We start from the raw sequence: 14,391 nt of genomic DNA, 5'->3' as shown, positions 1-14,391 counted from the left end.
GCGGGGTTCGTGCACATGGATCATCCGAACGTGAAGGAGTACGCCTCGACCCCGGTCGGGATCCGGACGGCGAGCGAGCCGGAGCCCGAGGCATCCGATTCGTGGAGTGCATACGACCGCGGGACGCCCGAGACCTCGATGCGGCGCTCGCGTCCGCCCGCCCGGACGACGACGGTGCCCTCGCCGGCGAGCACCATGCGGACCTCGCGGGCGGTGTACTCCAGACGGACGGAGGCCTCATCGGCATCGGCGGCGGGCGTGATCGACTGGGTGCCGAGCTCCCAGTCGCCGCTGAGCGCGAAGCTGTCGGCCGGCTGCGATGCGGGCAGGGCGAAGCTCGTCGTCGCACGGCGGTAGGGTTCGGCGCCGGCGAAGTTCACCTGCTTGGTCGTGCCGAGATAGGTCTCGGGGGTCGTCGTTCCTGCGGCCGGGGTCTCGTCGGCGAGCCCCGTCGGTGCGGGCAGCGCGATGCCGGGCTGCGCGTCGGCGAGGAGCTCGCGGATGAGCCGTTCGGTGCGCTCGTAGTGTCCCTCCCCGAACGAGACCTGCCGGACCGTGCCGCTCGCGTCGATCAGGTAGTGGGCGGGCCAGTAGCGGTTGCGGTAGTTCGTCCAGGTCGAGAGCGAGTTGTCGAGCGCCACCGGGTAGTCGATGCCGAACGCCTCGATGCCGGCGGCGACGTTGCGCGGCTCCTTCTCGAAGGCGTACTCGGGCGAGTGGATGCCGACGACGGAGAGCCCGGCGTCGCGGTAGGCCTCGTCCCAGGCGACGACGTGGGGGATCGAGCGTTGGCAGTTGATGCAGGAGTACGCCCAGAAGTCGATGAGCACGACGCGACCGCGCAGGGAGTCGAGGTCGACGGATGCCCCGTCGGGCGTGTTGAACCACTGCTGGATGCCTCGGATCGACGGCGCCGGACCGCAGGACTCGAGCACGGCCGCCCCGTTCGTGCACTTCGAGAGCTCGCGATTCTCGTCGGTGACGAGTCCGCCCAGGTCGAGCGCCTCCGTCACCTCCTCCGACTCGGCGAGCTGCTGCTGCAGCTCCGCGGTGTAGTCGGGCACGAGCCGCTGGAGCAGCTGCGGGAGGTTGAACGCCAGGCCGACGGCCAACGCGATCATCACGATGCCGCCGGTGACGCGGATACCGCGCTGGTGGCGACGGAACGCCGCGAGGCGTTCGGCCATCCCGCGGCCGGCGAGCGCGAAGAACAGCAGCGGTGCGGCCGCGCCGATCGCGAACGACACCGTGAGCACGACGGTCTCGACGCCGATGCGTCCGGTCGAGCCCGCGACGGTGATCGCGGCGAGCACGGGCCCGGCGCAGGGGACGTACACGGCGCCGAGGGCGAAGCCCAGTCCGAATCCGCCGCGATCGGTGCCCACCGCGCGGCGCGGGATCCAGGCGAAGGGCCGTTCGAGCAGTTCCTCGAAGCGCGGCACGATGAGGCCGATGCCGATCAGCGCCAGCACGACGAGACCCGCCCACCGGAGCACGTCCTGCGGAAGGCCGAGGAGGCCGAGCAGCAGCGAGCCCACCAGGGTGACGAGGCTGAAGCTCACGACGAGGCCCGCGATCACGAGGTAGGGGCGCCAGCGGCTGGGCGACGCCGTGGCATCCGGGCCGTCGCCGCGGGCGCCCTGCGCGCCGCCCGACAGCAGGATGACGGGCAGCACGGGCAGGATGCACGGCGAGATGCCGGTGATGAGGCCGCCGGCGAGACCGATGAGGGCGAGTGGGAGCACGGGTTCCTCGTTTCGTGGGGTCGGCAGTGATTCGGAGCCGAGGCCCGAAACGATTGGTCGATTCCGTTCCAATCCGCTTCGGGCGCCGCACCGAACCCCTCTCGACGGCCCGCTCGGGCCGTGCATTCGAAGGAGGAGTTCCATGCGATCCATCCGCAGCACCCGCACCGCGCTCGCCGTGTTCTCGATCGCGGCGGTCGCCGCACTCGGCCTCGCCGGATGCAGCGCCGGCGGCACCGCCGCCGATTCCGAGGAGCCCGCGATGTCGGAGGAGACGATGCCGAGCGAGGAGGCCATGACGGCCGATCCCGCTGCCGACCTCGTCGGACCCGGTTGCGCCGCGTACGCCGAGGAGGTTCCCGACGGGCCCGGCTCCGTCATCGGCATGTCCCAGGACCCCGTCGCGGTCGCCGCCTCCAACAACCCGCTGCTGACGACCCTCGTCGCCGCCGTGTCGGGTCAGCTCAATCCCGAGGTCGACCTCGTGGACACGTTGAACGGTGACGAGTTCACCGTCTTCGCGCCCGTCGACGACGCCTTCGCGAAGATCGACCCTGCCACCATCGAGTCGCTGAAGACCGACGTCGAGACGCTGACGTCGATCCTCACGTACCACGTCGTGCCCGGTCAGCTCTCGCCCGACGAGGTCGTCGGAACGCAGACGACCGTGCAGGGCGGCACCGTCGAGGTCACGGGTTCGGGCGACGAGCTCATGGTGAACGACGCGGCCGTGATCTGCGGCGGCGTGCACACGGCGAACGCGACCGTCTACCTCGTCGACTCGGTGCTGATGCCGGCGATGTGAGGCCCCGGCCGCTGCGCCCGCGCCGCGCCCCCGACCAGAACGGGCGGCGCGGCCGGCACGGCGGCCGGCTCCGCATCGCCCGTCCGGGGGCGTGCGTGCGTCCGAGCCCCGAGCGCCGAGTGGCGCCCGGGGCATCCGTTTGCCATAATTACTACCTGAACGGTCGGTCAGGAATTCCGATCGTGCGGATGCCGCGGACCCCTGCCTACGCTGGGAGCAGCGTTCTCGAAGACAGTGCGGTCAGGAGTGAACATGGCAGAGGCCTACCTCGTCGGCGGAGTGCGGACCCCCGTCGGCCGATACGGCGGCGCGCTCGCAGGCGTGCGACCCGACGATCTCGCGGCGCTCGTCGTCGGCGAGGCGGTGCGGCGCGCGGGGCTCGACGTCGCCGGAGAGCTCGGCGCGATCGACGAGGTCATCCTCGGCGCGGCCAACCAGGCCGGCGAGGACAACCGCAACGTCGCCCGCATGGCGGTGCTGCTCGCCGGGCTGCCCGACGAGGTGCCCGGCGTCACCGTCAACCGGCTCTGCGCCTCGGGCATGTCGGCCATCACGATGGCCGCGCAGGCCGTGCGCGCGGGCGACGCCGACCTCATCCTCGCGGGCGGCGTCGAGTCGATGACCCGCGCGCCCTGGGTGCAGCAGAAGCCCGAGCGGGCGTTCGCCAAGCCGGGCGCGCAGTACGACACGTCGATCGGCTGGCGGTTCCCGAACCCGAAGCTCCTCGCCCGCGACAAGGCCACCTTCTCGATGCCCGAGACGGCCGAGGAGGTCGCGCGGGTCGACGGCATCACCCGTGAGGAGGCCGACGCCTTCGCCCTGCGCTCGCAGCAGCGGGCCGCCGCCGCGATCGCCGCCGGCCGCTTCGAGGCCGAGATCGTCGGCGTGCCGACCCACCGCGGCGAGGTGCTCGTCGACGAGGGCCCGCGCCCCGAGACGACCCTCGAGGCGCTGGCGGGCCTGCGGCCCGTCGTGGCCGGCGGCTCGGTCGTGACCGCGGGCAACTCGAGCTCGCTCAACGACGGCGCCAGTGCGATCCTCGTCGCGAGTGCGGCGGCCGTCGAACGGTACGGACTCACGCCTCGCGCGCGCATCGTCGTGGGCGCCTCGGCGGGCATCGCCCCCGAGATCATGGGCCTCGGGCCCGTTCCCGCGACCGAGAAGGCGCTCGAGCGCGCCGGCATCGACCTCGACGAGATCGGCTCGGTCGAGCTCAACGAGGCCTTCGCGACGCAGTCGATCGCCTCGATGCGCCGCCTCGGGATCGACCCCGAGCGGGTGAACGCCGACGGCGGCGCGATCGCCCTGGGGCATCCGCTCGGCTCGTCGGGCTCGCGCCTCGTCGTGACCCTGCTCGGCCGCATGGAGCGCGAGGGCTCGCGCTACGGCCTCGCCACCATGTGCGTGGGCGTCGGACAGGGCAGCGCGCTCATCGTGGAGCGCGTCTGATGTCGGAGGTCGCGGGTTCAAGCCCCGTTACTCAGGAGCCGCCGCTCCTCATCGAACGGCACGACGACCGCGTGGTCGCCACGCTCAACCGGCCCGACAAGCGCAACGCGATCGACCAGGCCACGATCGACGCCCTCCACCTGCTCTGCGCAGAGCTCGAGGCGATCCCGCGCACGCTCATCCTCACCGGTGCCGGGGGCGTGTTCGCCTCGGGTGCCGACATCGCCCAGCTCCGCGAGCGTCGCGCCGACGACGCCCGCGCCGGCATCAACGCGAACGCGTTCGTGCGCATCGCGCTGCTGCCGATGCCCGTGATCGCCGCGCTCGACGGCTACGCCCTCGGGGGCGGCGCCGAGCTCGCGTACGCCGCCGACCTCCGCATCGCGACGCCGACGCTGAAGATCGGCAACCCCGAGACCGGCCTCGGCATCATCGCCGCAGCAGGTGCGAGCTGGCGCCTGAAGGAGATCGTCGGCGATGCCCGTGCGATCGAGCTGCTGCTCACCGGCCGCGCGATCGGGGCCGAGGAGGCCCGCGAGATCGGGCTCGTCAGCGAGGTGCGCCCCGCCGACGAGCTGCTGCCCGCCGCGCACGCGATCGCCGACCGCATCGCCCGCAACGACCGTGCCGCGACGATCGCGACGAAGCGCGTGTTCCGCGCGCCGCGCGAGGCGCACCCCGCCGTCGACCTCGAGGAGCAGGCCGTGCTCTTCGAGAGCCCCGAGAAGATGCGGCGCATGACCGAGTTCCTCGAGAGGAAGCAGAAGCAGTGAGCGACGTGCACCACCAGGGTTCCACGGCCGCGTCGGGCGCACCGGCGGCCGTCGGCGTGCTCGGCGGCGGGCGCATGGGCGCCGGCATCGCGCACGCGTTCCTGCTCGCGGGCTCGCGGGTGACGGTCGTCGAGCGCGACGCCGAGGCCGCCGCCGCGGCAGCGCAGCGGGTGCTCGACTCGGTCGAGGCGTCGGTCGCGCGCGGCACCGCCGACGAGGATGCCTCCGCCTACGCCGCCCGCTTCGCCACGAGCACCGACGTCGCCGACTTCGGGTCGTGCGGGCTCGTCGTCGAGGCCGTGCCCGAGGACCTCGAACTGAAGATCGACGCCCTCACCCGCGTCGAGCGGGTGCTCGCCCCCGAGGCGGCGCTCGCGTCGAACACCTCGTCGATCTCGATCGACCAGCTCGCCGCCCTGCTCGACCGGCCGGCGCGCTTCGTCGGCATGCACTTCTTCAACCCGGTGCCGGCGTCGACGCTCGTCGAGATCGTGCGCGGCGAGGCATCCGACCGGGCGCTCGTCGACGAGGCGCGCGCCTGGGTGCGCGCGATCGGCAAGACGCCCATCGTCGTCGCGGATGCCCCGGGGTTCGCCTCGTCGCGCCTCGGCGTCATGCTCGGGCTCGAGGCGATCCGCATGCTCGAGGAGGGCGTCGCCTCGGCCGAGGACATCGACGCGGCGATGACCCTCGGCTACAAGCACCCCGTCGGTCCGCTGAAGCTGACCGACCTCGTCGGCCTCGACGTGCGGCTCGGCATCGCCGAGTACCTCGCGCAGACGCTCGGCGAACGCTTCGAACCGCCCGCCCTGCTGCGACGCATGGTCGCCGAGGGCAAGCTCGGCCGCAAGAGCGGCGAGGGCTTCTACCAGTGGGATGCCTCGTGAGGCATGAAGGGAACACGATGACCGAGATGCTGCCGAGCTACGTCAACGGCAAGTGGTGGACGCCCGACGCGTCGGCTGCGGCGAGCGCCACCGAGGTGCGCGACGCCTCGACCGGCGAGGTCGTCTCGCGCGTGTCGACCGAGGGCCTCGACCTCGGCGCTGCGCTCGAGTACGCGCGCACCGTCGGGCAGGCGTCGCTCGGCGAGCTCACCTTCCACCAGCGCGCCGTGCTGCTGAAGCAGATGGCCCTCGTGCTCACCGAGCGCAAGGCCGAGCTGTACGCGCTGTCGAGCCGCACCGGCGCCACGAAGTCCGACTCGTGGGTCGACATCGACGGCGGCATCGGCGTGCTCTTCACCTTCTCGGGCAAGGGCCGCCGCGAGATGCCGAACGCGAAGGTGTACCTCGACGGCGCCGTCGAGAACCTCTCGAAGGACGGCTCATTCCTCGGGCGGCATATCTACACCCGCCTGCCCGGCGTGGCCGTGCAGATCAACGCCTTCAACTTCCCGGTGTGGGGGTCGCTCGAGAAGTTCGCGCCCGCGTTCCTCGCCGGCATGCCCACCGTCGTGAAGCCAGCGACGCCGACGGGCTATCTCGCCGAGGGGTTCGTGCGGATCCTCGTCGAGTCGGGCCTGCTGCCCGAGGGTTCGTTGCAGCTCGTCTCGGGCAGCGTGCCGACGCTGTTCGACCACCTGCGTCTCGGCGACCTCGTCGCGTTCACGGGCTCGGCGTCGACGGCCGAGCGCCTGCGCGCCCATGACGCCGTGCAGACGGGCGGCGTGCGCTTCACGAGCGAGACCGACTCGATCAACGCGTCGGTCCTCGGCACCGACGCCGTCGCCGGCACCCCCGAGTTCGACGCGTACGTCAAGCAGCTCGTCGTCGAGATGACGACGAAGGCCGGGCAGAAGTGCACGGCGATCCGCCGCGCGATCGTGCCCGAGGCCTCCGTCGACGCGGTGATCGACGCGGTGCGCGAGCGCATCGCGTCACGCGTGGTGCTCGGCGACCCCCGTGCCGAGGGCGTCACCATGGGGCCGCTCGCCTCGACCGCGCAGCGCGACGAGGTGCTGCGCCAGGTGGGCCGGCTCACGGCCGCGGGCGGCGAGCTCGTCGTCGGCTCGACGGAGGCCCCGGCGGTCGCCCTCGCCGACGGCACGACGGGTGCGGCGCCCGACGGCGCCTTCGTGGCACCGATGCTGCTGCGCTTCGCGGATGCCTCGAGCCCGGCCCTGCACGAGGTCGAGGCCTTCGGCCCGGTGTCGTCGATCGTCGGCTACGGATCGCTCGCCGAGGCCTCGGCCCTCGTCGCACGCGGCGGCGGCTCGCTCGTCACGAGCGTCGCGACGTACGACCCCGCGGTCGCCGTCGAGCTCGCCTCGGGCATCGCCGCGTACAACGGCCGCGTGCTCTTCCTCGACCGCGACGACGCGCGTACCTCGACCGGGCACGGCTCGCCGCTGCCGAACCTCGTGCACGGCGGCCCCGGCCGCGCGGGCGGCGGCGAGGAGCTCGGGGGCATCCGCGCGGTGCTGCACCACATGCAGCGCACGGCCGTGCAGGGCTCGCCCGAGATGCTCACGGCCCTCACGGGCGTCTGGCACGCGGGCGCGAACTCGCAGGCCGACGGCGTGCACCCGTTCCGGAAATCGCTCGCCGAGCTGCGGCTGGGCGACCAGGTCGTGAGCGGCTCGCGCACGGTCACGCTCGAGGACATCGAGACCTTCGCGAACTTCACGGGCGACACCTTCTACGCCCACATGGACGAGGAGGCCGCCGCGGCGAACCCGTTCTTCCCGGGCCGGGTGGCGCACGGGTACCTGCTCGTGTCGTGGGCGGCAGGCCTGTTCGTCGACGCCGCGCCCGGTCCGGTGCTCGCGAACTACGGTCTCGAGAACCTGCGATTCGTGACGCCGGTCTCGCCCGGCGACGCGATCCGCGTCGAGCTCACGGCCAAGCAGATCACGCCGCGCGAGACCGACGAGTACGGCGAGGTGCGCTGGGATGCGGTGCTCCGCAACCAGAACGACGAGCTCGTGGCGTCGTACGACGTGCTCACGCTCGTCGCGAAGGAGCAGACGCCCGCGGCGAGCTGACCCGGCCTGCCGACCGTCGGCTCGCCGGCCCCCGGGTCACATGCCGGGGTGCCCGCTGCAGTCGACGGTGGCTTCGTCGGTGGAGCCCTCGGCGTAGTAGTCGTCGGAGGCGACCCGCTTGCTGCCGAAGGTCATCGTGCACGACAGCGAGTCCGAGGCGCTCGCCGTGAAGGTCCACGGCGCGCTGGCGGTCTGCGTGCCGCAGTCCGACTGCATCAGCACGACGACGGGCCCGACCGCCTCCGTCGTGCGCACGACAGGATCGGCGCCGGGGCGGAAGGCGGTGTACTCGATCTCGATCGGCGTGGTGTCGTCGTCGGTCGTGACGACGAGGGTGACGACGCCGAACTCGCTCGGGTCGGCGCGGCAATCGCCGTCGACGGTCGGCACGACAGTGAGCCCCGGCGCGGCGAGCGATCCGGTGCCCGCGTCGGGCGTCGGCGTCGGGGTCGGCGAAGGGGAGGCGGTCACGGTGGGCGGCGTCGTCTCCGCGGTGACGGGGCCGGCAGCGGTGCAGCCGGTCAGGAGCACCGCGGCTGCGAGGAGCGACGAGACCGCGAGGAGGGTTCGGGTCGGACGGAGTTCGGGCACGTCGCCATCGTAGGGGCGCGCCGCCGTCGATTGCGAGGGTGACTTCGGCCGGTGCGAAGCGGGCGGGCCGGAGCGCGGTCTCCCGGCCTCAGCCGCGCAGGGCCAGGGTGAACGGCAGCACCTCGGCGGCCCCAGCGAGCCGCAGCTCGCGGGCGGCGATCGTGAGGGTCCACCGGCTGTCGGCGAGGTCGTCGACGAGCAGCACGGGGCCGGCCGGCACCTCGAGCCCGGCCGCGGTGAACCGGCCCCAGACGCCCGCGAGGCGGAACGCGCTGTTGCCGCCGGGCTGCCCGCTCGGCCCGCCGTCGACGGGCTCGAGGGCGCCGAGGTAGGGCAGACGCCCGACCTCGGCGAGGCCGCGGGCGAGGGAGTCGACGAGCAACGGCTTCGAGCGCGACGGCATCGCGACGACCGCGACGGGCCGCTCGCTCCAGCCCCAGTCGGCGAGCACCCGCACGCACGCGGCGAGCAGCTGGGGTGAGACCGGGGCATCGGCCGCACCGGCGGCGAAGACCTCGCGCAGCGTGCCGCCCCAGCCGAGGTCGGTGAGCCGGGCGAGCGCCCGGCCCTCGCCGGCCTGCTCGGCGGGCGAGATGCGGCCCTTCACCGGCACCCCGAGGCGGTCGGCACCGGTCGGCCAGGCGCGCCTCGGTTCGATCGGCACGCCGACGCGGTCGAGGGCCTTCGCCGCGGTCGCCGTCGCCTCGGCGCCGATCGCGGTCGGGTACCAGACGCCCGCGCAGTTGTCGCACCGCCCGCACGGGGCGGCCGTCGCGTCGTCGAGCGAGCGCTGCAGGAACTCCATGCGGCAGCCGTCGGTGTTCTCGTACTCGATCATGTGCTGCTGCTCGGCGACGCGCTCGGCCGCGATGCGCCGGTAGCGCTCCTCGTCGTAGACCCACGGCTCGCCCGTCGCCACCCAGCCGCCCTGCACCCGGCGGACGGCCCCGTCGACGTCGAGCACCTTCAGCAGCAGTTCGAGCGGCGTGCGGCGGAGGTCGACCATGGCCTCGAGCGCCGGCGTCGAGACCGGGGCGTCGGAGAGCGCGGCGATCACGCGCTCGGCCCGTTCGCGGTCGGGCATCGAGGCGGTCGCGAAGTAGTGCCAGATCTCGCGGTCCTCGACGCCGGGCAGGAGCAGCAGGTCGGCCGACTCGGTCGCGCGGCCCGCGCGGCCGACCTGCTGGTAGTACGCGACGGGCGACGACGGCGCACCGAGGTGCAGCACGAACCCGAGGTCGGGCTTGTCGAAGCCCATGCCGAGCGCGCTCGTCGCGACGAGCGCCTTGACCTCGTTGCGCTTCAGCATGCCCTCGGACTCGGCACGCTCGTCGGGGTCGGTCTGCCCGGTGTACGCCCGGACCTCGTGCCCGCGCTCGCGCAGCAACCGGGCGGTGTCGTTGGCCGCCGCCACGGTCAGCGTGTAGATGATGCCCGAGCCGGGAAGCTCGTCGAGGTGCCCGACGAGCCAGGCGAGGCGGCTCGCCGAGTCGGGCAGCCGCAGCACGCCCAGCCGCAGCGAGGTGCGCGCGAGCGGCCCGCGGATGGTGAGCACGCCGTCGTCGCCGTGCGCATCGGATGCCCCGCCCCCGAGCTGCTCGGCGACGTCGGCCACGACCCGGCTGTTCGCCGTCGCGGTCGTGGCGAGCACGGGCACCTCGGTCGGCATCTGCGCGATGAGCTCGCGGAGGCGGCGGTAGTCGGGCCGGAAGTCGTGCCCCCAGTCGCTGATGCAGTGGGCCTCGTCGACGACGAGCATGCCGATGCGCCGCACGAGGGCGGGCAGTTGCTCGTCGCGGAACGACGGGTTGTTGAGCCGCTCGGGCGAGACGAGCAGCACGTCGACCTCGTCGCGGTCGAGCCGGGCGAGCACCTCGCCCCACTCGTGCGGGTTCGTCGAGTTGATGGCGACCGCTCGGACGCCGGCCCGCTCGGCCGCGGCGATCTGGTCGCGCATGAGCGCGAGCAGCGGCGAGACGAGCACGGTGGGGCCGCCGCCGCGCCGGCGCAGCAGCAGCGTCGCGACGAAGTACACCGCCGACTTGCCCCAGCCGGTGCGCTGCACGACGAGCGCGCGGCGCCGCCCCTCGACGAGCGCCTCGATCGCCTCGAACTGCCCGTCGTGGAACTCGGCGTCGTCGCGCCCGACCAGTTCGCGCAGTGCCCCGAGCGCGTCGGTGCGGGTGTCGCTCGCGTTCGTCGTCATCGCTCCAGCTTCGCGCATGCGTCGGACATCCGCGCGGCGTGCGTCCGGGGCATCCGGCGCCCGACCACGAAGGGACGGACGAGGTGCACAGGGGATTCTCAGGTGCGGGCGCGTCATGAACCGGACCGCGCGCGCGTCACTCGGGTGGCGGCAACGTCAGCCGCCCGTCCTCACCCGAGGGACCGGTGGAGTCAGGTGTACCCGCGCCCGACCCCGTTCGATGCCGCGCCGTCGTGCACCCTGCCGCGCCCTCGGGCCACGGGGTCATCGCCTGCCGATGAGTTCCGTCCGGACGCCCGAAACGGAAGGAATGCACAGGTGACGAACCTCAGAAGCGGAACGCCCCCGAATCACCGGCGGCGCATCCGGCGCACCGTCGCCGCGGCGGTCGCCGCACTGCTCGCGATCGGCGCGAACGCGCTCGTGCTCGGCACGGCCGCCCAGGCCGCCGAGGGCTCGCCGATCTCGATCGACGACGTCGCGTTCGTGAACGGCGAGTTCGACGACGGCAGCAGCCAGGAGCTCACGGTGAAGTGGAGCGTGCCCGGCGAGGCGGTCAACCCCGTCAGCGTGTCGATGGAGCTTCCCGAAGGGCTCACCGGTCACGAGGACCGCTTCGCGATGCTGGACCCCGACGGCGAGCCCGCGGGCGAGTGCCTCGTCACCTCCTCGATGATCAGCTGCACCGTCGACCCCGACTACGTCGACGGCCACGAGCTCGAGATGAGCGGCGAGTTCACCTTCCGCGTGCAGGTGTGGCTCGAGAACCTCGAGACCGTCGAGCACGTCTTCGAGTTCGGCGATGTCGAGGCCCCGGCCACGGTGCATCCGAACCCGGGGCGCTGCGTCGAGGACTGCGAGTTCGGCGGCTGGGGCGCGTGGAAGAGCGGCTCGTACCGCAACCTCGACGACACGATCACCTGGTGGGTCGGCGTGCCGACGCCCGAGGGCGGCATCCCGGCCGGCCGGCACGTCACCGTGACCGACGCGATCGACGAGACCGCCTTCGAGATCATCGGCGACCCGCAGGTGTACGAGGCGCGTTCGCTCGCGTACGACTCGCTCGGCCGGCAGAACCCGGTCTTCCGCGGCAAGCCCGCCGGCGAGGTCACCGTCTCCGCCGACCGCACGCGGGTCGACTTCACCTCCGTCGCGGGCCTCGGCGCCGCCGCTCCCGAGGGCGAGCAGGGCATCGCGGGCTCGATCTACGAGGTCGTCTGGAACGTCCGCGTGCTCGACGAGGGCAGGGCGAAGACGTACTCCAACACCGCCCGCTGGGAGATCGAGGGAGAGGAGCCGGGCACCACGACCGGCACCGCCACCCGGTACTCGGGGTCGGGCACCGTGGTCGGGCGCAACTTCGCGAAGTTCCAGCTCACCAAGGAGCTCGCGGGCGACACGACCCTGACGCCGCGGTTCACGGTGGACTACACGGCCACGCTCGACGGCGAGGTCACCGAGCGGCGAACGATCGAGCTGCGCTCCGGCGAGTCGTTCCTGAGCGACGAGCTCTTCAAGGGCACCACGATCACGCTCGACGAGATCGTGCCGGTCGAGCCGGCGAACGTCACCTGGGCCGACCCCGTGTTCGTGCTCCCCGACGGCACCGAGTCGGAGCGGCTCGAGCTGACCTTCTCGTCGGCGAACGGCAACCTCGGCAAGGTCACCGAGATCCGGCTGCAGAACCGCGCGACGCTGGAGAGGTCGTCGCTCGGCGCCCGCAAGACCGTCGTCAACGACGACGGCATGCGGATCCCCGCGGATCTCGCCTTCACCCTCGGCTACCGCTGGGCAGCAGACCCCGCCAAGGGCATCCCCGCCGGCGGCGGCTCGGTCGCGCTCCCGCAGGGCGGCGATCGCGTCGAGATCCCGGGGCTCCCGATCGGCGCCGTGGTGAGCCTCACCGAGTCCGCGCCGACGGCGATCCCGGGTGCGAGCTGGCAGTCGCCGGTCATCGAGCCGGCCGAGCTGACCGTCACCGCCGACACCGCGGACGTCGAGGTCTCGGTCACGAACACCCTCACCCGCGACTTCGGCGCCTTCGAGATCGTCAAGACCCTCGACGGCGACGGCGCGGGCCTCGTCGACGACCCCGTCTTCACCGTGAAGTGGTCGTACCCGGCCGACGTCGAGCGAGGTGTCTACGAGGGTGCGGAGGGCACCGTCGAGGTGACCGCGGGCGGTGACGCGACCCGCGTCGACGGGCTGCCCGCCGGCGCCGTCGTGACGCTCGAGGAGGTGCTCGACGAGGTCGAGGGCGGCACCTGGCAGGAGCCGGTCTTCAGCGAGAAGACCTTCACGGTCGTCAAGGACAACCGCATCACGGTCGACCTCGACAACGAGCTGACTCTCGACTCGGGGTCCTTCTCGGGGGTCAAGGTGCTCGACGGCACGGGTGCCTCGCTCGTGCCCGTGGCCGACACGTTCACCATCCGCTACGAGTACGACGCGGGCATCGGGTTCACGGCGGGCGAGGGCGAGCTCGTCGTCTCCGCCGACGGCACGGCAGCCACGAGCGGGCCCCTGCCGTACGGGGCGGTGCTGCGTCTGAGCGAGGCGCCTCCCGCGCCGGTGGTCGGCGGCACCTGGACCGGCACGGGGGTCTTCTCGCCCGAGACCGTGACGATCGGCGACGGCACGACCGTGGCCGTCACGCTCACGAACACGATCACCCGCGACGTCGGCTCGTTCAGCCTGCAGAAGCGCGTCGAGGGCACCGGGGCGCACCTCGCCGCCGCCGATGCGGAGTACACCTTCACCTTCGAGTACCCCGCCGGCGCGAGCTACGAGGCGCTCGAGCCGACCGAGATCGTCGTGCCGGGCGACGGCACCGCGGTGACGGTCGACGACGTGCCCGCGGGCGCCGTCGTGACGCTCCGCGAGCAGGCGCCCGACGCGGTCGTCGGCGGAACGTGGGCGACGCCCCGTTTCGAGGCGTCGAACACGTTCGTCGTCGCGAAGGACGAGCAACTCGACGTGGTCGCCGTGAACACGCTCGAGCTGAACTCGGGCGCGTTCTCGGTGCGCAAGGAGGTCGTCGGCTCGGGCGCCGGTGAGCTGCCGGGCGACGCGCGGTTCACGGTGCGCTACGAGTACGCGGCCGGCCCGGGATTCGCCGGCGGCGCGGGCGTGCTCACCGTGACGGCCGACGGCGAGGCGGTCACGAGCGAGCCGATCCCGTACGGCGCGGTCGTGACGCTGGCCGAGTTCGCCCCGGCCGAGGTCGAGGGGGCGAGCTGGACGGGCGCCGAGTTCAGCGAGTCGACGATCGTGATCGGCGACGGCACCGTCGTCGAGGTCGTGCTGACGAACACGCTCGAGCTGCCCGTACCCGATCGCATCGCCTCCACTGGCGTCGACGGCCTCGTGCCCGCCCTCGCCGCGGGTGCGCTCGCACTGCTCGGCGGTGCGGTGCTGTTCGTCGTCGCGCGTCGTCGCCGCGCGTAACGGCACCTGCCCGACGGGCCGCGCATCCTCCGGGGTGCGCGGCCCGTTCCGTTCGCGGCGCCGGCTCGGGACGGCGCTCGGGCAGCCGGTTCCGAAGTTAAGGCGATCGCCGGATGCCCCACCCCCACCTCAGAGCGGAGGCTCGAAGTCGACCGAGCAGGAGGAGTCGACATGTTGATCTCGGAGAGCACCTTCCCGCACCTCCGCGCCGCGGAGGAGGCGCGCCTCGCGCGCGAACTCGAACGGCGCCGCGTCGTGGCGGAACGGCAGGCCGGCGACGACTCAGAGCCCGCGCACCGCGAGCCGCGACGCCACCGCCCCCGGCGGGCGCGGCGCGCGGCGACCGCCGGCAGCGGGTGGGCGGCGGCCTGAGCCGGGCGCACCGGCCG

The 14,391-nt window shown here is 72.9% G+C and carries 10 protein-coding genes; 7 read left to right on the top strand and 3 right to left on the bottom strand.

Features of this window, described 5'->3' with window-relative positions; genetic code table 11:
• Positions 1-20: 20 nt before the first annotated feature.
• The gene (locus ACFVTH_RS04830; RefSeq protein ID WP_387087256.1) at positions 21-1,745 is read right to left on the bottom strand and encodes a cytochrome c biogenesis protein CcdA; all 1,725 of its coding nucleotides are present in this window, start codon (positions 1,743-1,745) and stop codon (positions 21-23) included.
• Positions 1,746-1,887: 142 nt separating this feature from the next.
• Here ACFVTH_RS04830 and ACFVTH_RS04825 point away from each other — a divergent pair, with 142 nt between their 5' ends.
• The 5 genes from ACFVTH_RS04825 to paaZ all read left to right on the top strand — a co-directional run bounded on the left by ACFVTH_RS04825 (position 1,888) and on the right by paaZ (position 7,758).
• Positions 1,888-2,550, top strand: a complete 663-nt coding sequence (locus ACFVTH_RS04825; protein ID WP_387087254.1) for a fasciclin domain-containing protein — start codon at positions 1,888-1,890, stop codon at positions 2,548-2,550.
• A 252-nt stretch (positions 2,551-2,802) separates the two neighbouring features.
• Positions 2,803-3,999 carry an acetyl-CoA C-acyltransferase gene (locus ACFVTH_RS04820; RefSeq protein ID WP_387087252.1) on the top strand — a complete coding sequence of 399 codons (1,197 nt, stop codon included), beginning with the start codon at positions 2,803-2,805 and terminating at the stop codon, positions 3,997-3,999.
• Complete coding sequence (locus ACFVTH_RS04815; RefSeq protein WP_387087250.1) at positions 3,999-4,772, top strand: enoyl-CoA hydratase/isomerase family protein; 774 nt, start codon at positions 3,999-4,001, stop codon at positions 4,770-4,772. The genes ACFVTH_RS04820 and ACFVTH_RS04815 overlap by 1 nt, the downstream gene beginning before the upstream one ends.
• On the top strand, positions 4,769-5,659 hold the full coding sequence (locus tag ACFVTH_RS04810) for a 3-hydroxyacyl-CoA dehydrogenase family protein (protein ID WP_387087248.1): 891 nt from the start codon (positions 4,769-4,771) through the stop codon (positions 5,657-5,659). Before ACFVTH_RS04815 ends, ACFVTH_RS04810 begins: the two co-directional genes overlap by 4 nt.
• 17 nt (positions 5,660-5,676) lie before the next feature.
• Positions 5,677-7,758: a phenylacetic acid degradation bifunctional protein PaaZ gene (gene paaZ / locus ACFVTH_RS04805; RefSeq protein ID WP_387087246.1), complete on the top strand. Its 2,082-nt coding sequence runs from the start codon at positions 5,677-5,679 to the stop codon at positions 7,756-7,758.
• A gap of 36 nt (positions 7,759-7,794) precedes the next feature.
• Here paaZ and ACFVTH_RS04800 read toward each other — a convergent pair whose 3' ends face one another.
• Positions 7,795-8,349: a hypothetical protein gene (locus ACFVTH_RS04800; protein WP_387087244.1), complete on the bottom strand. Its 555-nt coding sequence runs from the start codon at positions 8,347-8,349 to the stop codon at positions 7,795-7,797.
• 88 nt (positions 8,350-8,437) lie between these two features.
• Positions 8,438-10,555 carry a DEAD/DEAH box helicase gene (locus ACFVTH_RS04795; protein WP_387087242.1) on the bottom strand — a complete coding sequence of 706 codons (2,118 nt, stop codon included), beginning with the start codon at positions 10,553-10,555 and terminating at the stop codon, positions 8,438-8,440.
• A gap of 318 nt (positions 10,556-10,873) precedes the next feature.
• Between ACFVTH_RS04795 and ACFVTH_RS04790 the strand changes: the two genes are divergently transcribed.
• Positions 10,874-14,002, top strand: coding sequence for a DUF5979 domain-containing protein (locus tag ACFVTH_RS04790; protein WP_387087240.1), 3,129 nt, complete (start codon positions 10,874-10,876; stop codon positions 14,000-14,002).
• Positions 14,003-14,173: 171 nt separating this feature from the next.
• The gene (locus tag ACFVTH_RS04785) at positions 14,174-14,374 is read left to right on the top strand and encodes a hypothetical protein (protein ID WP_387087238.1); all 201 of its coding nucleotides are present in this window, start codon (positions 14,174-14,176) and stop codon (positions 14,372-14,374) included.
• The last annotated feature ends 17 nt before the right edge of the window (positions 14,375-14,391 follow it).

The organism is Agromyces sp. NPDC058104 (assembly GCF_042884835.1).
Taxonomy (GTDB): domain Bacteria; phylum Actinomycetota; class Actinomycetes; order Actinomycetales; family Microbacteriaceae; genus Agromyces.
The sequence above is the reverse complement of the archived record's forward strand: the minus strand, read 5'-3'. Positions and strand labels throughout refer to the sequence as shown.

Bases quoted from the DNA above. Each gene is read 5' to 3' on its own strand.
- ACFVTH_RS04820 (WP_387087252.1), top strand. From the start codon at position 2,803: ATGGCAGAGGCCTACCTCGTCGGCGGAGTGCGGACCCCCGTCGGCCGA.
- ACFVTH_RS04825 (WP_387087254.1), top strand. From the start codon at position 1,888: ATGCGATCCATCCGCAGCACCCGCACCGCGCTCGCCGTGTTCTCGATC.
- paaZ (WP_387087246.1), top strand. From the start codon at position 5,677: ATGACCGAGATGCTGCCGAGCTACGTCAACGGCAAGTGGTGGACGCCC.
- ACFVTH_RS04785 (WP_387087238.1), top strand. From the start codon at position 14,174: ATGTTGATCTCGGAGAGCACCTTCCCGCACCTCCGCGCCGCGGAGGAG.
- ACFVTH_RS04815 (WP_387087250.1), top strand. From the start codon at position 3,999: ATGTCGGAGGTCGCGGGTTCAAGCCCCGTTACTCAGGAGCCGCCGCTC.
- ACFVTH_RS04795 (WP_387087242.1), bottom strand. From the start codon at position 10,555: ATGACGACGAACGCGAGCGACACCCGCACCGACGCGCTCGGGGCACTG.